Below are 17,648 nucleotides of genomic sequence, written 5' to 3'. Positions count from 1 at the left end.
AGAGAGGGGCTGAACCCTTCTCCCGCTATGCAATACCGTGGAGAGCGACATTGCGGTCTATGCGCCCTATCATGCCCTGCAGCGCCTTACCGGGACCACATTCCGTGAAATCGTCTGCCCCGTCGGCAATCATATGCTGCACACTGGCTGTCCAACGGACACTGCTTGTCAGCTGGGCGATGAGGTTTTGCTTGATTTCAGTCGGGTCGGTATGGGGCTTGGCATCCACATTCTGGTACACCGGGCACTTCGGAGTATTGAAACCGGTCTTCTCAATGGCTTCCTGGAGCTCTTCCTGGGCCGGCTGCATCAATGGGGAATGGAAAGCTCCGCCCACCTTCAAGGGCAGCGCGCGCTTCGCGCCAGCCTCCTTCAACTTCTCACAAGCGGCATCGACAGCCTCCACATCGCCCGAGATAACAAGCTGGCCGGGGCAGTTATAGTTAGCGGGGATGACCACTTTACCCCCCACGCTTACCTCTTTGCATATCTCCTCGACATGCTCGTCAGACAAGCCGATAATGGCTGCCATCGTTCCAGGGTTGGCCTCACAGGCCTTCTGCATGGCATTGGCACGGGCAGCAACCAGTCTCAAACCGTCTTCAAAGCTCAACGCGCCGCTGGCCACGAGGGCGGAAAACTCACCCAGCGAATGGCCGGCAACCATCGAGGGCTCGAAAGCCTCGCCCATGCAGAGCGCGGAAATAACGCTGTGGAGGAATACTGCCGGCTGTGTAACCTTGGTCTCCTTGAGCTGCTCATCGGTACCGGCAAACATGATTTCTGTAATCTTGAAGCCGAGAATGGCGTCGGCCTTGTCAAATAATTCCTTTGCCAAAGGACTTGTTTCGTAGAGGTCTTTGCCCATGCCTACGAACTGCGAACCCTGTCCGGGGAATACAAATGCTTTCATTTTTTTCCGTTTTTAATATTTTTCTTAATGATGCAAAGATACAAAAAAAATCCCAATTACCACCTCGGTAACCGGGATTTAATATAGATTTGCTTTACAGTGCGAAAATATATTCTCACTAAGTGCTGATCACTCAGCTGCGGGAGCCTCTTCCTCCGCTACGGGCTCTTCTGCCATGGGAGTCTCCACAGGAGCTTCTGCGGGAGCTGCCTCTACTGCCGGGGCGGCAACGGGAGCGTTCTCGGCAATCACCTTTACGGGAATCTTTACCTCTACCTCTTTGTAGAAGTGAACGGTAGCCTCGTAGTCGCCTACGCGTTTAGCGTCGCGCATGGTGATAATCTTGCGGTCTACCTCGATGCCCTTCTTGGCAAGTTCCTCGGCTACGGTCGCGGCATTCACCGAACCATAGAGCTGACCGGTGGCACCAACCTTGGCCGCAATCTCGAGAGCCACATCCTTCAATGCCTCGGCCCTCTTCTCTGCCTCGGCCTTGAGAGCCGCGATCTTGGCGGCCTGCTGCCTCAGATTTTCCGCGAGCATTTTCTTTGCGGACGGTGAAGCGATGACAGCCTTGCCCGTCGGAATGAGATAGTTGCGGCCATAGCCGCTCTTCACATTCACGATTTCGTTCTTATATCCAAGTCCGATAATATCTTCCTTCAGTATAATTTCCATTCTGTCTCCTCCTCTTTATTATTTCAACATGTCAGCTACATAAGGAAGCAGCGCTATCTGGCGGGCACGCTTTACAGCCTGTGCCACGCGACGCTGATACTTCAAAGATGTCCCGGTGATACGGCGCGGAAGGATTTTGCCCTGCTCGTTCAGGAATTTCTTCAGGAATTCAGGGTCCTTATAGTCGATATACTTGATGCCGCTCTTCTTGAAACGGCAATACTTTTTCTTCTTCGTGTCAATAGAAGGAGCTGTCAAATAACGAATTTCTGATTTGTTCTGCTCTGCCATAATTTATGCCTCCAGTTTTTTAGCCCACTTGTCGCGACGCTTCTCAGCATAAGCTGCAGCATACTTGTCAAGTTTAACAGTCATGTAACGGATTACCTTCTCGTCGCGGCGGAAGCCTGTCTCGAGGGTTTCCACGATAGTTGGCCCGCCCTTGTACTCGAACAGGCAGTAGAAGCCTGATGTCTTCTTTTCGATGGCGTAAGCCAGTTTCTTCAGTCCCCAGGCCTCCTCGTTCAGGATCTCCGCACCGTTGTCGGTGAGCAGTTTCTTGAATTTAGCGACCGTTTCCTTCATCTGTTCATCAGATAAAACGGGAGTCAAAATGAAAACGGTTTCGTATTGATTCATCCTAATTAATAATTAATTGTTTAAAACTACTTTTTGCAAAACGCGGTGCAAAAGTACTGTTTTTTTTTGGATTGACCAAACTTTTTCGTACTTTTGTTGCCGATATGAAGGCTCTATCACGAAAAATCGGCACGATTCTTACCCGGAGCAGCAAGACCATCGGCCTGGTGGCACTTGCCCTTGGCGCAATGCTGTTCGCCGTTTCCCTCTTCGTATCTGCCCCGAACACCAAGGACGACCTCCTCGTCATCGGGCTGGCCAGCATCCTGACGGGTGTCGTTTTCCTTTACAAGACCATGAGGAAGCAAGGGGGATATTAGGCCGCGGCGCCCTTCCCCACCAAGTTTCACGACCTCACCATGCGCACCCGGCCATCGACCGTGCGGCGACCTGCCGAAAGGCTGTCTGGTATCTGCCGCTTCCGCAAATCAGGTTCGCGCAACTTCTATCGTAGTTACTTATGCGACCAACGCAAACTTCGTTGCCGTTCCAACCTTTACCGGACAAGAGAACTTCCTTCATCAGCAGACAATCACGATTACAGGTCCGGCAAACTCCACCATTTACTATGGCATCGACCTCTCGGCAGAAGATTTCAGTGATGCCGATGGAAAATACACGGGCAAAGGAGAAGAGGGCACAGGCGTTGCCCAGCTGGATTTGGACGCCACGCACACCATCATCGCATTTGCTAAAATCGGCGAGAATAAGAGTGCGAATGTATCCAAGACCTTCACCTGCCACGAGTCGGTAGACAAGACCATCGCCGACTTGCACGGCATGACAACAGACCAAGCCTTCATCAACCTGAGGCTGACCAACGCCAAGGTGGTGTATGTAGACGCCAAGAATGTCTATATCCGCGAGGGCGACAAGGCCGTGCTTTTCTATGGTACAGGGCTGAACCTGCCCCTCAACAGCACCTTGAACGGCAGCCTGATTTGCGACTACGACTACCGTAATAAACTCATAGAGGTAAGAGACAACAGCGCCACCAACCTGGACCATGTAACCGTAACCGGAGCAACGACGACGGCCCTTGACCCGTCCGTTACCACCGTTGGGGATATATTGCAATTCAACAAGGTGTCAGACCTCGTGCGCCTGAACAGCGTTACCATTACGGTAGAAGGCGAAGGAACAAGCGCGAAATATTATGCGACATCCGGCGAGAGCAAAGTCCGGCTCTACGGCCACCTTGAAGCCGTCAAGGGAATAGCCAGCGACGGCAACACCTATGACCTGATTGCCGGATTCAACAATATCTACATAGGTGCCGCACACCTCAAGCCGTTTGCCCTTGCCATACCGGTCGCTGTCGGAGAGACCCGCTACGCCACCTTGATATTATAGCAAGTTGGCATTAACGATACCTGAAGGCGCGACGGCCTCTACCTATAAAGTTACGAACGGGAGGCTCGAGACCAGCAAGTCTTACGAAGCGGGCAAAAACATTTCGGCAGGCACGGCCGTTGTCATCAAGGCCGAACCGGGCAACTACGAGTTTCTAAGCACAACCAACACAGGAAACTCCGACAACGACAGCATGCTGTCGGGTACTGACACAGAAACCGCGTTGGAGGCTGACGCCACCAGCTATTTCTACCGCCTCTCCACGAACGAGACAGGCGATATGGGCTCTGTTGGCTTCTATTGGGGCACGGAAGACGGGTCTGCCTTTACCAACGGGGCGCACAAGGCATACCTGAAGGTTGCCAAGGATGCGGCCGATGGCGCCAAGGCTTACCCCTTCTCGAATGACCCAACGGGTATCGGTACGCTCAAGACGACAGAGAAAGCCGGCAACGATGCCATCTACAACCTCGCGGGTCAGCAGGTTGGCGACACCTATAAGGGCATCGTAATCGTGAATGGCAAGAAAGTTATCAAGAAGTAAACATCACAAACAGGCACCATAAACGCCAGGAAAAACTGAAATTCCGGCTATACACTAAAACCGCGGCAGAGGCTTCTGCCGCAGTTTATGATATAATCGGCGGCCCTCAACAGCAGGACAGCCGATTGCTGATTCTATCCGGGACAACCCTGTCAGGCCTCTTCCGGCACGATGAGCTTATAGCCCTTGCCGTGAATATTGATGATTTCTATCTGCTCGTCGTCCTTCAAATGTTTGCGCAGCTTGGTGATATATACATCCATGGAGCGGGCGTTGAAGTAATTATCGTCCACCCAGATGGTGCGAAGGGCGAAGTTGCGCTCCAGAATCTCGTTGGCATGAGAGCAGAGCAGGGCGAGAAGCTCGTTCTCCTTGGTCGTCAACTTGGTCTGCTTGTCGCCGATGGTCAACAGCTGCTTCTGCGTGTCGAAGACGAAGCGACCTATATGATAGACCGTAGACTCCTTGTTCTTCTTGCCGCGGACACGGCGCAGGATGGCCTCGATACGCAGCACGAGCTCTTCCATGGAGAAAGGCTTTGTGATGTAGTCGTCGGCTCCTATCTTGAATCCTTCCAAGATATCATCCTTCAAGGTCTTGGCTGTGAGGAAGATGACAGGCATGTCGGCATTGGCCTGACGAATCTCCTGGGCAAGGGTGAAGCCGTCTTTCTTCGGCATCATGACATCGAGCACACAGATGTCGAACTTGTTTTTCAGGAATTCCTTGTATCCGGCTTCGCCGTCAGGGCAGAGTGTCGCCTGATAGCCCTTAGCCTGCAAATACTCACGAAGCAGCATTCCGAGGTTCTCATCATCCTCGCAAAGCAAGATTTTCAATGTTTCATCCATAATTTCTGTCTTTAATTGGTTTATAATTTTCTGATTTATGATTCTCTGATCACCGGCAACTTGATGGTAAACTTGGTGCCTTTGCCGTATTCGCTCTCCACCTTGATTTCACCACTATGCAGGTTCACAATCCTTCTTACATAGGCCAATCCCAGCCCGAATCCTTTCACATCGTGCACATTCCCGGTGTGAACACGATAGAATTTCTCGAACACCTTCTTCAGGTTTTCTTTCTTGATGCCGATGCCGGTGTCGCGAATCGACAGGTAAAGGTGCTCCGCGTCATTCCATGTCTTCAAGTAGATGTTGAGCGGCCGGTCGGGTTTACCATACTTCACGGCGTTGTCAAGCAGGTTGAAGATGGCGTTCTGGAAGTGCATCTCGTCCACATAGATCGTGGAGTCTACGGCTTCTATCTCCGTATATATCTTCCCGCCGGTATGCTCCACACGCAAGGTAAAGGAGTTCGCGATGTTCTCCACCATCTCGTTCAAGTCAAGTTCCTTCTTCTTGAAGACGGCTTTCTTACGGTCGAACATCGACATCTGGAGCACTTTTTCCACCAGGAACCTCAGGCGTTTGGTCTCGTCGTTGATGACTCCCGACAGGTGGGACATCATCTGTTCGCTCTTCGTTACGCTCCTGTCGTTCATCATCTGGGCAGCCAGCGAGATGCTCGCTATCGGGGTCTTGAGCTCATGGGTCATATTGTTCACGAAGTCGTTCTTCATCTCTGTATAACGCTTGGACCGGAAGATGATGACAATGGTGAAGATAAAGGTGATGAGCAGGATGAGCGTGAAGATGATACTCGGTATCATGAAGCGAACCGAAGAATAGATGTAGCGGCTCATTTCGGGGAAGTGCACCCGCACCACGCCCATCTTCGAAGCCGGATCGTTGCGGAACAAAAGCTGGCTGTAGGTGTATTCCTCGCCCTCGCCCGTATAGTCCGGGCAGCGGTAAACCTCCCTTCCGTCTTGTGTGCTTACCGTGAAATGGTAAGGAATGTTAATGCCGTTGTTCATCAATTCCGCCTTCAGATCTTGGTCGAGCATCTTGAAATTGATGCGTTCACGCAGGTTTTTTTCCGATGCGGAATAGAGGATATTCAGCACGACCTCGTCAAGAAGGGCCTTCTGATAGACATAGCGGTTCTTCACGATTTCGCCCAAAGACTTTGAGGCTTCGGAAATAGAGCCCTTGTCGTCTTTCAGGATCATCGCCTTCGGCTTTGAGGCGGGGCTTGAGGAAATGGTCTTCAGCTCGAATGAAGAATAGGCGATGCCGTCTTTTCCCACCGTAGAGTAGGCATGCGAGGTATGGGTGGTGCCGTCGGAAATACCGCCGCGCGCACCCACAGAATCCTGCTTGTGGGCCTTGCGCTCGGTCTCGTTCACATCTTTTTCAAGATATTGGAGGGTCTCGTTGAGCTCCAGATTCCGTGAGGCCTGATAAAGCGAACGGTTGACGCTCTCGTCAAACTGTTCCTTTTTCATATCCACCATCTCCTGGATATACTTGAGCTGGAGGAAAAGCAACATCATGAAAGATACTCCCATGATGGCAGCTATTGTCCATATCGTTCTCTTCTTCATATTCACAAAGTTAAATAAAATCTTAAATATTAAAATCAAGAATGTTAAATATTTGCCCCATATTTAACTTCTTTAACCATTTTGAGCTATTATAGTTGCGAATAAGAAACTATCTCTTGGGGCAGAATGTTCTCGGCTCATATCCTTATCAGCTCTTTACGGCACAAAACCAGACGATTTGCTTCTCTTTCGAATTTTAATTCTTATCTTTGCAAAAAAAGAAAACGATGAGAATACCAATCACCTTATGCCTGATGCTCTGCCTCTCCGTGTCGCCGACAGAGGCACGAATACCGCAAAAGAAAGCCATTCCTTCCTATCAGTGGCGCGGACTGATGATCGATGTTTCGCGACATTTCTTCTCCCTGGATTTCCTCAGAAAGCAGATAGATCTCTGTTCACGATACCACATCAACAAGCTTCATTTGCACCTCACGGATAACGGGGGATGGCGTCTGGAAATCCACCAATATCCCGAACTGACGCAGATCGGAGCATGGAGAAGCGAAGAAGACTGGGGCAAATGGTGGATCGACGGCCAGCGCGACTATACCCACCAAGGTGCCCCTGGTGCCTACGGCGGTTACTATACGCAGGAGGAAATGCGCCAATTAGTGAAATACGCGGCCCGGAAAGGTATCGAGATCATCCCGGAAATAGAAATGCCCGGACATTCCGACGAGGTGCTCGCCACCTACCCGGAACTGGGATGCGTCGACGAAACCACGGGAAAAGTCAACCTGTCAAGCGACCTATGCCCTTCCAATCCGGCAACCTTCACCTTCCTCACGAATGTCCTGAGAGAAGTGATGCGCATCTTCCCCTCCCAGTATATACACATCGGCGGCGACGAGGCAGAGATGAACGCATGGAAAAGTTGCCGGAATTGCCAATCCTACATGCACGCACATCATATAAAAGAGGTATCCGGCCTCCAGACCCTACTTATCGACCGCATCGACTCGTTCCTGACTGCCAACGGCCGATCGCTCATCGGCTGGGATGAACTGTGTACGCTCTCTCCCGCCCCGTCGTCCATCAAAGGAAATCCGAAGACCATCATGGTTTGGCGGGATAGCAAGTATGCCCGCCTGGCCATCCAGCAAGGTTTCAATGTGATTATGGCTCCGAACCGATATTGCTATATCAACAATCTGCAGGATGCACCGGAACTGCGCGTTTCAGAGCGCACCAACTATCTGCCCCTCAAGCAGGTCTACAGCTTCAATCCCATACAGGGACTCACGCCAGCAGAGGCATCCCATGTCCTCGGAATCGAGGCGGCAGTATGGACGGAGCAAATCGAGACGCCGCAAGAAGCGGAGCGCGCCATCTTTCCCCGTCTCCTGGCCATTGCCAAAATAGGGATGGAGAGCAAGCCAAAGCCTTATAAAGAGTTCCGCGACTACGCCTTGAAAGAGGTGGACAAGCTAAGGGCAGAAGGAGTCAATGCCTTTGATCTCTCCAAGGAAAAAGGCGACCGCCCCGAAAGTCTGCTGCCTGTCAGCCACCTTGCCACAACAGCCAAGGCAACCTACAACAAACCTTACAGCCCACGCTACGAGGCACAAGGCACTGCAACCCTGACCGACGGGCAACGGGGCGGATGGACGCATGCCGACCAAAGATGGCAAGGATTCATTGGCAGCGACGGCTACTGTATGGATATTACCCTCGACCTGGGAGAGGAGCAAAGGTTTGAGAGCGTCCAGATGGACTTCATACAGAATGCCGGCGCCTGGATTTTCCTCCCGGAGGAACTGGTCATCTCCGTCTCAGACGACGGTGGCAGCTTCAAGCAGATTTACCGGTCGCACCAGGAAAAGATAACGAAACGCTATCTCAACTTCGTCTGTCTCGGCTATCAGGGTAGTCCTCAGAAGGCACGCTACATCCGTATACAAGCCAAGAGCCAGGGCCAAGGCGACTGGGTGTTTACCGATGAGATCATCGTGAGATAGGTTCTTCCGCAGCCCCGGGCATATCTGGCAAGGCGCGCGTCTGCTTTTATGCGGACGCGCGCCTTGCTTTTCTCCTGCCATCGTCCGCGGAAAGAAAAATCTCCGAGAGGCAATCACTGCTTCCCGGAGAGATAAAAGTACTTTGGTTATTTGAAAATAATCTTGTTATTCGTCCTCGTTAGCCTGCTCGGTTTCATGGTCCGCAATCAGCTTAGACTGGATCTCGTTGGGCACGAGCTCGTAAGAAGAGAACTTCGTAGTAAAGCTTGCACGGCCGCCGGTAAGCGAACTCAGCGAGATGGAGTAGTTTGCCAACTCCTTCAGGGGGATTCTGGCCTGCAGCTTCTGGTATCCGGCTTCGCTGTCCATACCCATGATGAGAGCACGACGCCCCTGCAGGTCGCTCATCACATCGCCCATGTAGTCAGACGGGACGAATACCTCAAGGTCATAGATCGGCTCCAGGATCTTAGGACCCGCGTTCTTGAACGCATCCGAGAACGCATGGCGGGCAGCCAGCGTGAACGAAAGCTCGTTGGAATCCACGGGATGCATCTTCCCATCGTAGACAACCACGCGCACATCACGGGCATAGGACCCCGTCAACGGACCATGCTCCATGCAGTCCATGACGCCTTTCAGGATGGCCGGCATAAAACGAAGGTCGATCGCGCCGCCGACAACGGAGTTGAGGAAGACGAGCTTTCCGCCCCATGCGAGGTCTATTTCTTCCTTGCCCTTGATGTTCATCTTGAACTCTTGGCCGTTGAAATTGTAGGCTACCGGATCCGGCATGCCCTCGGCATAAGGCTCCACGATCAGGTGAACTTCACCGAACTGTCCGGCACCGCCCGACTGTTTCTTGTGTCGGTATTCAGCTTTAGACTTCTTCGTAATGGTCTCACGATAAGGAATCTTCGGCTCGCTGAACTGCACGGCAATCTTCTCATTGTTCTCCATACGCCACTTCAAAGTGCGCAGATGGAATTCTCCCTGTCCGTGGACGATGGTCTGGCGGAGTTCCTTAGACTGCTCTATCACCCATGTCGGGTCTTCCTGCCGCATCTTCAGGAGGGCAGCCATCATCTTTTCCGTATCCGCCGAATTAACGGCCTTAACCGCGCGAGAGTACTTGCTGTTAGGATACTTGATGAAGTCGAAGCGCTGCTCCACCTCCTTGGCGTTAAGGGTATTTCCCGTCTTCACATCCTTGAGCTTCACCGTACATCCTATATCGCCGGCATTGAGCTGGTCTACCGGAATACGGTTGGCACCCGCACAGGCATATATCTGCCCCATGCGCTCCTTGCTGCCGCGGTCGGCATTGCTCAGATCATCACCCGGCTTCACCGTCCCACTCATCACTTTGAAGTAAGAAACCTCACCGATATGGGGCTCCATTCCCGTCTTGAAGAAGTACAGACTCTCTGGTCCGTCGCTGTCGGGGGTAACCTCTTCTCCCCGCGTGTTGTGCATTTTCGGCATGTCGCTGACGAAAGGCACCACATTGCCGAGGAACTCCATCAGGCGCTGGACGCCCATATCCTTCTGGCCATCGACACAAAACACGGGGAAGATGCTGCGCGTGATCAATCCCTTGCGGATGCCCTCGCGCATCTCGTCCTCCGTGAGCGTCTCGCTTTCGAAAAACTTATCCATCAGAACCTCGTCGTTCTCGGCGGCGGCCTCCACGAGAGCTTTGTGAAGCTCCATGGCCTTATCCATCTCCTCGGCGGGAATTTCCTCTCGTTTCGGGGCCCCGCCCTCAGCGCCCCAAGAGAGCTTCTTCATGATGAGCACATCGATGATTTCATGGAAGTCAGGGCCTGTCTGGACGGGATACTGTATCTGCACGCACTTCGGTCCGTAGATTTCCCGCATGGTATTCATGAGGTTGTCGAAGTCGCACTTGTCCGAATCCAGCTGATTGATGAGGAAGATAACAGGCTTCTTCAGCTTTTCCGTATAGCGGAAACAGTTTTGCGTGCCCACCTCGGGGCCGTACTGGCCGTTGATGACGATGGCCGCCAGGTCGGTAACATTCATGGAAGTGATGGCACCTCCGACGAAGTCATCAGCTCCGGGACAATCTATAATATTGAGCTTCTTGTTGTTCCACTCCACATGGAATACGGTCGGGAAAACCGAATAGCCATACTCCAGTTCCACTGGGAAGTAGTCGCTCACAGTATTCTTTGCTGCTACACTACCACGGCGTTTGATGATGCCGGCTTCATACAACATACTCTCGGCAAGAGTGGTCTTGCCGCTACCCGCACTGCCAAGCAAGGCAATGTTCTTGATTTCGTTAGATTGATATACTCTCATATCAAAAGATTTAAGTTATTAGTATTACATTTCCAATCACGGCAACAGGACTCCGCGGCCTTGACCTGCAAGTCCTCACAAAGGCGGGGAAAATGGTTTTAAGGTTCTCAGGAGCACGACGCACATGCTGCTGCTTCACGGCATTGCCGAATTTCCCTGCCTTTTTTTCTGCCGTTAAAGATAGGCATTTTAGTGGAAAGCACCAAAGAAAATCATGGAAAACCGCTCATCTTTTAATAGTAATTAGTATTTTTGCAGCAAAAAGATGGCCGGCCTCTATGTTCATATTCCGTTTTGCGAGTCGCGATGCGTCTATTGTGGATTCTACAGTACCATCCTTTCCGCGCTGCGAGGGAGGTATGTAGAGGCTATGTGCAAAGAAATGGAGCTGCGCAAAGATGAGTGCCCCGAGCCCATGGAGACCGTCTACTTGGGCGGAGGCACCCCGAGCGTGCTCTCCGGACCGGAGCTCGACAGCCTGTTCCTATATATTAATAAGGTGTTTCTCAAGGGCGGCGACACCCGGAGCCTGGAAATCACCATGGAGTGCAACCCCGACGACATCTGCAAAGCCGGCTTCCGCCTGCCCCCGATGGTAAACCGGGTGAGCATGGGGGCGCAGACCTTCGCGGACGAGAGGCTCCGCTTCCTCCGCCGGAGGCACACCTCGGGACAGGTGGGGACGGCCGTGCGCAGGCTGAGAGACATGGGCATCGGCAACATCAGCGTCGACCTGATGTTCGGCTTCCCGCAAGAGACGCTCGCCGACCTCAACCACAACCTCGACGAAATCCTCCGCTTGGGCGTCGAGCACATATCTGCCTACTCGCTGATGTATGAAGAGGGAACGCCGCTCTACCGCATGCGCGAACAAGGAAAGATAGAGGATATCGACGAGGAGCTGTCGCTGCGAATGTACGACACCCTCATCCTGCGGCTCGAGGAGGCGGGATTCGAGCAGTATGAAATCAGCAACTTCGCCCGTCCCGGCTTCCGCTCGCGCCACAACAGCTCGTATTGGAGCCGGGTGCCGTATGTCGGAATCGGAGCCGCGGCCCACTCTTTCAACGGCAGGGACATCAGGAGCTGGAATGTGGCTGACATCCGCCAATATGTCGCATCGATAGAAAAGGGCGAATGCCCGTCCGAGGCCGAGACTCTGGATGAGGACACCCAATACGACGACTTGATAACCACTTCGATGCGAATGCGTGAGGGATTGGATATCAGAGCGCTAAAACCGAAATACAAAGAATACCTTTTAAAGCGGTCGAAGCGGTTTCTCGACAGCCGTCTTCTCCAGCTCGACGGCCACCGGCTGCACCTCACGAGGGCCGGGCTCTATATCAGCGACAGCATCATGAGCGAGCTGATGTGGTAAGTCCCGCTACCAACCAGAAGGCAGGAGGCCGCTCCCAGCTTGACAATCTCGGCGAATTCGTCAGACAATTTCGGCGATTTCGTCAGACAAAATCGCCGAGATTGTCAACCTTAGGGCCGCTGGAAACATTTGCCGGGGCAGCCTCTTGCCTCCGCCTCCCACGGCTCTGCGGAAGGCGGGAAGTGGCGGTCTCGGAGAAAACAGTCTCCCGTGTCTCGCGGTAAAGTATTGCTTTTATCGGAAATTATTCGTAACTTTGCGAGATAAAAGAATCCGACATGAAGGAAATCGAGAAAATGAAAGCCGGACAGCCATACACTTTCGCCGACCCGGAGGTGGCGGAGAGCGGGCGGCATGCCGGTAAGCTGTGCGCCCAGCTGCGCACGATGACGGCCCACGAGCCCGGCTACCGCGGGGTGATCGAGGAGCTCATTCCGGGCATCCCGCCAGACAGCACCGTGGTGCCGCCCTTCCATTGCGACCACGGCCACGGCATCCGCATCGGCCGCCATTGCTTCATCAACTACGACTGCGTGTTCCTCGACGGCGGCGGAATCCGCATCGGCCACCATGTGCTGATAGGTCCCGGCTGCCATATCTACACCCCGGAGCATCCGAAAGGCCATGAGCAGCGCCGGCTGCCACAAGAGACCTGCCACCGCGTGAGCATCGGCGACGACACTTGGCTTGGCGGAAGCGTCGTGGTTTGCCCGGGCGTAACCATCGGGAAGCGGTGTATCATCGCCGCGGGGAGCGTCGTCATCAGCGATATTCCCGACGACTGCATGGCCGCGGGAAATCCTGCGGTAGTAAAGAAACACCTGAACCCGGAACCATGAGACGACTCTTGCTGTTCCTCGTCGGCGTGATGATGGGCTCCTGCGTCGGCGCACAGACCGCCCCGCAGGCTTTCCGCGAATGGAAGGCCGGCACCCGGGTGTCGTTGAAAGCCGTTCAGGAATACGGGCTGGAGCGGTGCTTCGGCTCATCGGAGATTCCCGAGAGTGTCTATCGCCGCATGCGGGGCAAGTCGTTCAAGGAGGGAACGGCCGTCAAGCTCGCCGACCTCCGCTATGTGCGCGTGCTCCACTATGACGGCGGGGGGCACATCCTGCTCGGCGAACTGGTGTGCCACCGACTCATCGCAACCGACCTGGTGGAGATTTTCCGCACGCTCTTCGATGCCCGGTATCCCATCGAGCGGATGGTGCTCATCGACGACTTCAATGCCGACGACGAGCTCTCGATGCGGGCAAACAACACGAGCGCGTTCTGCTATCGCGCCGTCGCCGGCTCCGGAAAATTGTCGGCCCACGCACGAGGCATGGCCGTAGACATCAATCCGCTCTACAATCCCTACTACAAAGACCGCAAGGACGGCACCCGGGAGGTGAGGCCCTCCACGGCCGCCCGATACTGCGACCGCCGGAAACCGTTCCCTTATAAGCTCACGCGGGGCGACCTCTGCCATCGCCTCTTCCTGCAGCACGGTTTCCAATGGGGCGGCAGCTGGCGCAGCTGCAAGGACTTCCAGCACTTTGAGAAATAGGCACACCACCCCCTCTTAAATATGCCGATGAGATAAAAAAACGGTCGGCCCCGTTCAGAACTGGAAGTAGATGAACGGCTGGATGGTGCTGCTCTTCACCTGGATGATAATGAAGATGACCAGCGCGAGCAACAGGGCGTCGACCACCACATTGCCTCTCTTCATCCATGAGATGAGGCCTTCCTGCCAACGATTCGGCAGATAATGGCTCAGATAGCCGAAGAGCATCAGGGCAAGGACATATTTATATCCGACCACGACCTGCCCTATCAGCTCCGGATGGAAGTTTCCAAAAATCTGGCAAAGCATCACCCAGACTCCCGCGAAGGTGTGATTGCGGAAGATCAGCCATGTAAGGCAAACGAAATGGAAGGTGAGAATCATGGCCGCCACCCGCTTCCATCCCCGGCTTTCATGATGCCGGTCGTGGTGTAACATCTCCGTCCTGAAGATTTTATGCCCCACCAAGGCCAGTCCGTGAATGCCCCCCCAGACCACGAAGTTGACGCTCGCCCCGTGCCAGAGGCCTCCCAGCAGCATGGTCAGCAACAGATTGACATACTGGCGAATCTTTCCTTTCCGGTTTCCGCCCAACGAGATATAGATATAGTCGCGTATCCAGGTAGACAGAGAGATGTGCCAGCGGCGCCAGAAGTCGGTGATGCTCGAGCTGTTATACGGCGCGTTGAAGTTCATCGGGAAGCGAAAGCCCAACAGCAGGGCGATTCCAATGGCCATATCGCTATACCCGCTGAAGTCGCAATAGATCTGCAAGGCATAGCCGTAGACGCCCAGCAGGTTCTCAAAACCACTGTATAAGGTCGGGTTATCAAATATCCGGTCCACGAAATTCAAGCTGATATAATCGCTGATAACGGCTTTCTTGAACAGCCCGATGATGATGAAGTAGACACCACGGGCAAACATGTCGCGCGTGATGACCACCGGCCTGCGTATCTGGGGTGCGAAATCGCGGGCACGGACGATAGGCCCAGCCACCAGCTGGGGGAAAAAGCTCACATAGAAAGCATAGTCCAGCAGATGCGGAAGCGGCTTTAAGTCGCCCCGGTAGACATCGATGGTATAGCTCAGGCTCTGGAATGTGAAGAAGCTTATCCCCACCGGGAGGAAGATATCCCAAGGTTGAAAGTTGCCGCCCACCATCGCCGTAAGCATTCCCGCGAAGAAATTGGTATACTTGAAGTAGCCGAGCATTCCCAGGTCGATGGCGAGGCTCAGCGCTACCAGCCACCTGCCCCTCCGCTGATTCCCCCGGCTGCGATAGATGGCACGGGCTATCAGGTAATCGCTGACGGTTACCACGGCCAGCAGAAAGAAATACATGCCGCTGCTCTTATAGTAGAAATAATAGGAGAAGAGCGTTACGAAGAGCAGGCGGGCACTCGTCTTCCTCTCCAGGCACATATAAATGAAGGAGAAAAAGAGAAACAATATCAGGAATACACCACTCGAGAAGATCATCGGTTCCTGAGGATTATAGCTCAACACCTCTACAATCCGGTTCCACAACGGCTCTTTCATTCCGCTGTCCTCCTTTCCGCTTCGCGGCGGCGCAGATAGTTATCCAGCCCCCCGATGAATGAGGGATACACGCGGCGGGCCACGACCGCCCCACCGCCAAACGACAGGTGGGTATAGTCCTTGGTAGCCATGTCCCTGTCCACGAGTGCCTTCACGCTGTTCTGACCTCCCATGGCACGCCAGAAATTGAGGTAAGCCACATGGCAGTCGGCGGCCAGCTGCTCCTGTAGCCGCACGAGATTCTTCACCTCCGGCAGGGTCTGAATGCCATCCGAAGTGCGCTGGTCGCGGTCGGGGACGCTCGCGATGAGGATGCTTGCTTCCGGGAAGCACTCCCGGAGGTGGCTCACGGCCTTGCGCAGCTTTCCCATATAGAGCTGCAGAATCGGCAGCGTGTTGCCCGTCACGGCATCGTTGAGACCAAACTGAAGAATAATCAGGTCGTAAGGACGATGTCGGCGGAAATCCTCGAGCATCCGGGCGGGCAGTTTGGCAAGCGTGATTCCCGACGAGCCCCGCATGCTGAAGTTATCCAGGACCACACCCCTATCAGACTCCAGGGCCACGCCATAGAGCAGGGTTCCATCCCCCACCTGGCTGAAACGATAGTCTACGCCGCTCATGCTTCCTGTCAGATTCCACATCTGCACCGACGGAGACGAGGGAAAGACATGGGTCTGCCGCCGACCATCGGAGGCCATGGCCTCCACCGTAACCGAGGAAGCCGTGCGCAGGAAGAGCTTCGCAGAGGTCCATTGGCTGGTGTGCCGATAGAATCTCGACCCACTCAAAGACAGGTAAGCGCCCTCGCCGACCTCGTAATATTTCTCCGCGATGCCCTCCTTGGCTTCATCAAAGGGCTTCTTCACCACCACATGTTCCGTAAACCCGCTTATCTTCTGCGTGATGGAACGCCGGCTCCTCACATTGACAGACGATCCGGCATCGAGCCAGCCGACGCCGTTTCCACCGAACCTTTCCTGCAACATCTCGCGCAAATCGGCCGTCATGATGTCGCCCTCGATATAGGAATCGCCGAAATAGGCGATTCTCACAGGTCTGCCCAGACGGCCTACGCTGTCGAGCATGGCATAGAAATGATCCATTCTGCCGGCCTTACCTCCGGAGAAATCCACGATCGGCTCCACGCCCTTGCGCCATTTTTCCTTGAAATTGACTTTCCCGCCCCGGCTCGCAAGTGGCGTCATGGGCTCCGGGGCGACTGTTACGGGAACCACATCCACCTGCCGCTCCTCGAGCGGAGGCAATATCTGGCTCAGTATATTCACATGGCGCAGCTCAGTTCCGCCCACCTTGAGCGTAGGCAACTGATGCATCATGAGCAATATAAAAACCACGATAGCCACAAGGGCAAATGTCCGTAAAGACTGCTTCATCGATTCCTTCTCACCTTAAGAGCCACTCGCAACCACTGCCAGAGCGGGTGCAAAATTACTAAATATTTCGCGAATGAAATCACAAATCGCAACATAAATTCAGACAGGAAATGATAATTTCCCATCTTGGTGATGTATGTCAAGAAAAGCCGGGAGGGCCCGCGGACCTCGCGGGAGCAGCCCCCGGTTTCGCAAAGGATGTCCTCCCGCCTGGCCGCAAACGGCCAAAAGGCTGACAAAATCGGCGATTTCGTCATTCAATTTCGGCGATTTCGTCGCTCAATCTCGCCGATTTCGTCAGCCGGGGAGCCGTTAATGGATAAGGTGACGGCTGAAAGAAATGCATCTTTAAATAATATCAGATTACCCGATGAGAGATCAACGGCTATATATTAATGTGCAGTAATCGAGGTTTGATAGAATTACACCTTTAAATTAAGTTATGCAATCCTAAAACAACCGATTGATAATTTTCCGCTATAAAATTAATTTGGTATCTTTGCAAACACACCTTTTATCTTATAAGGATAATAACTAAAAGCCAAAATGAATATACTCAAAGGATGGAGATTCCACGCTTTCTGTATGATAACGCTCACATTTGTGGCTCGTCATGATGACAACGACTTCACAGAGAGCATTGCCAAAGAAACCAATATGGCGGATGGCTACATATACGGCGACGCAAAATCATTCGATAAATTGATGAAGAGAATCAAGAAATCGCCTCCGGAATTCAGACAGATTGAAATTCATTCAAGAACCTCAACCAACTCCTTGTTACATTACAGACGGGACTGCATCACATGGTGCATTCGCTTCATGCGTCCAAAGGAAAAGTTGGTCAATCCTTCAGATAATGCTCCATCTGTCATTAAAATAAATAGCTAATAATAGAGTTTTTCCTCTTTTTA

Annotated in this window: 18 protein-coding genes; 8 read left to right on the top strand and 10 right to left on the bottom strand. The window is 53.2% G+C overall.

Annotation, left to right across the window (positions count from 1 at the left end; genetic code table 11):
• Positions 1-25 precede the first annotated feature (25 nt).
• From fabD to rpsF, 4 genes are all read right to left on the bottom strand, one after another.
• Positions 26-913 (bottom strand): ACP S-malonyltransferase, encoded by an 888-nt coding sequence (gene fabD, locus C7120_RS07825; RefSeq protein WP_107621065.1) that lies wholly within the window; start codon positions 911-913, stop codon positions 26-28.
• Positions 914-1,042: 129 nt separating this feature from the next.
• Positions 1,043-1,591 (bottom strand): 50S ribosomal protein L9, encoded by a 549-nt coding sequence (gene rplI / locus C7120_RS07820; RefSeq protein WP_107621064.1) that lies wholly within the window; start codon positions 1,589-1,591, stop codon positions 1,043-1,045.
• An 18-nt stretch (positions 1,592-1,609) separates the two neighbouring features.
• Positions 1,610-1,882 (bottom strand): 30S ribosomal protein S18, encoded by a 273-nt coding sequence (gene rpsR, locus C7120_RS07815; protein WP_092111733.1) that lies wholly within the window; start codon positions 1,880-1,882, stop codon positions 1,610-1,612.
• 3 nt (positions 1,883-1,885) lie between these two features.
• Complete coding sequence (rpsF, locus tag C7120_RS07810; RefSeq protein ID WP_107621063.1) at positions 1,886-2,230, bottom strand: 30S ribosomal protein S6; 345 nt, start codon at positions 2,228-2,230, stop codon at positions 1,886-1,888.
• Between the two features lie 104 nt (positions 2,231-2,334).
• Between rpsF and C7120_RS07805 the strand changes: the two genes are divergently transcribed.
• Positions 2,335-2,550 carry a hypothetical protein gene (locus C7120_RS07805; RefSeq protein ID WP_146154221.1) on the top strand — a complete coding sequence of 72 codons (216 nt, stop codon included), beginning with the start codon at positions 2,335-2,337 and terminating at the stop codon, positions 2,548-2,550.
• A 34-nt stretch (positions 2,551-2,584) separates the two neighbouring features.
• Here C7120_RS07805 and C7120_RS13775 read toward each other — a convergent pair whose 3' ends face one another.
• The gene (locus tag C7120_RS13775) at positions 2,585-2,905 is read right to left on the bottom strand and encodes a hypothetical protein (protein ID WP_146154220.1); all 321 of its coding nucleotides are present in this window, start codon (positions 2,903-2,905) and stop codon (positions 2,585-2,587) included.
• Between C7120_RS13775 and C7120_RS07800 the strand changes: the two genes are divergently transcribed.
• Together C7120_RS07800 and C7120_RS07795 are read left to right on the top strand one after the other, a co-directional pair.
• Positions 2,891-3,583, top strand: a complete 693-nt coding sequence (locus tag C7120_RS07800) for a hypothetical protein (RefSeq protein ID WP_107621061.1) — start codon at positions 2,891-2,893, stop codon at positions 3,581-3,583. The two genes, C7120_RS13775 and C7120_RS07800, sit on opposite strands and share 15 nt — an antisense overlap.
• Before the next feature lie 4 nt (positions 3,584-3,587).
• Positions 3,588-4,127 (top strand): hypothetical protein, encoded by a 540-nt coding sequence (locus C7120_RS07795; protein ID WP_107621060.1) that lies wholly within the window; start codon positions 3,588-3,590, stop codon positions 4,125-4,127.
• Positions 4,128-4,279: 152 nt separating this feature from the next.
• Here the strand turns inward: C7120_RS07795 and C7120_RS07790 are convergent, their stop codons facing one another.
• On the bottom strand, positions 4,280-4,978 hold the full coding sequence (locus C7120_RS07790; protein WP_107621059.1) for a response regulator transcription factor: 699 nt from the start codon (positions 4,976-4,978) through the stop codon (positions 4,280-4,282).
• Between the two features lie 35 nt (positions 4,979-5,013).
• On the bottom strand, positions 5,014-6,576 hold the full coding sequence (locus C7120_RS07785) for a sensor histidine kinase KdpD (RefSeq protein WP_107621058.1): 1,563 nt from the start codon (positions 6,574-6,576) through the stop codon (positions 5,014-5,016).
• 227 nt (positions 6,577-6,803) lie between these two features.
• On the opposite strand from C7120_RS07785, the gene C7120_RS07780 reads away from it, so the two are divergent.
• Positions 6,804-8,537 (top strand): family 20 glycosylhydrolase, encoded by a 1,734-nt coding sequence (locus C7120_RS07780; RefSeq protein ID WP_107621057.1) that lies wholly within the window; start codon positions 6,804-6,806, stop codon positions 8,535-8,537.
• A 165-nt stretch (positions 8,538-8,702) separates the two neighbouring features.
• Here C7120_RS07780 and C7120_RS07775 read toward each other — a convergent pair whose 3' ends face one another.
• Positions 8,703-10,865: a translation factor GTPase family protein gene (locus C7120_RS07775; RefSeq protein ID WP_107621056.1), complete on the bottom strand. Its 2,163-nt coding sequence runs from the start codon at positions 10,863-10,865 to the stop codon at positions 8,703-8,705.
• Positions 10,866-11,130: 265 nt separating this feature from the next.
• On the opposite strand from C7120_RS07775, the gene hemW reads away from it, so the two are divergent.
• The 3 genes from hemW (at position 11,131) to C7120_RS07760 (ending at position 13,795) form a co-directional block, all read left to right on the top strand.
• Complete coding sequence (hemW, locus tag C7120_RS07770) at positions 11,131-12,246, top strand: radical SAM family heme chaperone HemW (protein ID WP_107621055.1); 1,116 nt, start codon at positions 11,131-11,133, stop codon at positions 12,244-12,246.
• A gap of 278 nt (positions 12,247-12,524) precedes the next feature.
• Positions 12,525-13,085, top strand: a complete 561-nt coding sequence (locus tag C7120_RS07765) for a sugar O-acetyltransferase (protein WP_107621054.1) — start codon at positions 12,525-12,527, stop codon at positions 13,083-13,085.
• The gene (locus tag C7120_RS07760; RefSeq protein WP_107621053.1) at positions 13,082-13,795 is read left to right on the top strand and encodes a M15 family metallopeptidase; all 714 of its coding nucleotides are present in this window, start codon (positions 13,082-13,084) and stop codon (positions 13,793-13,795) included. The genes C7120_RS07765 and C7120_RS07760 overlap by 4 nt, the downstream gene beginning before the upstream one ends.
• A 54-nt stretch (positions 13,796-13,849) precedes the next feature.
• Here C7120_RS07760 and C7120_RS07755 read toward each other — a convergent pair whose 3' ends face one another.
• Positions 13,850-15,337 carry an MBOAT family protein gene (locus tag C7120_RS07755; protein WP_369916852.1) on the bottom strand — a complete coding sequence of 496 codons (1,488 nt, stop codon included), beginning with the start codon at positions 15,335-15,337 and terminating at the stop codon, positions 13,850-13,852.
• Positions 15,334-16,734 carry a GDSL-type esterase/lipase family protein gene (locus C7120_RS07750; RefSeq protein ID WP_107621052.1) on the bottom strand — a complete coding sequence of 467 codons (1,401 nt, stop codon included), beginning with the start codon at positions 16,732-16,734 and terminating at the stop codon, positions 15,334-15,336. Before C7120_RS07750 ends, C7120_RS07755 begins: the two co-directional genes overlap by 4 nt.
• 546 nt (positions 16,735-17,280) lie before the next feature.
• Between C7120_RS07750 and C7120_RS07745 the strand changes: the two genes are divergently transcribed.
• Positions 17,281-17,625: a hypothetical protein gene (locus C7120_RS07745; RefSeq protein WP_107621051.1), complete on the top strand. Its 345-nt coding sequence runs from the start codon at positions 17,281-17,283 to the stop codon at positions 17,623-17,625.
• The last annotated feature ends 23 nt before the right edge of the window (positions 17,626-17,648 follow it).

Source organism: Prevotella sp. oral taxon 376 (genome assembly GCF_003043945.1).
Taxonomy (GTDB): Bacteria; Bacteroidota; Bacteroidia; order Bacteroidales; family Bacteroidaceae; genus Prevotella.
Note: the sequence above shows the minus strand (reverse complement) of the source record. Positions and strands in the feature narration are given on the sequence as shown.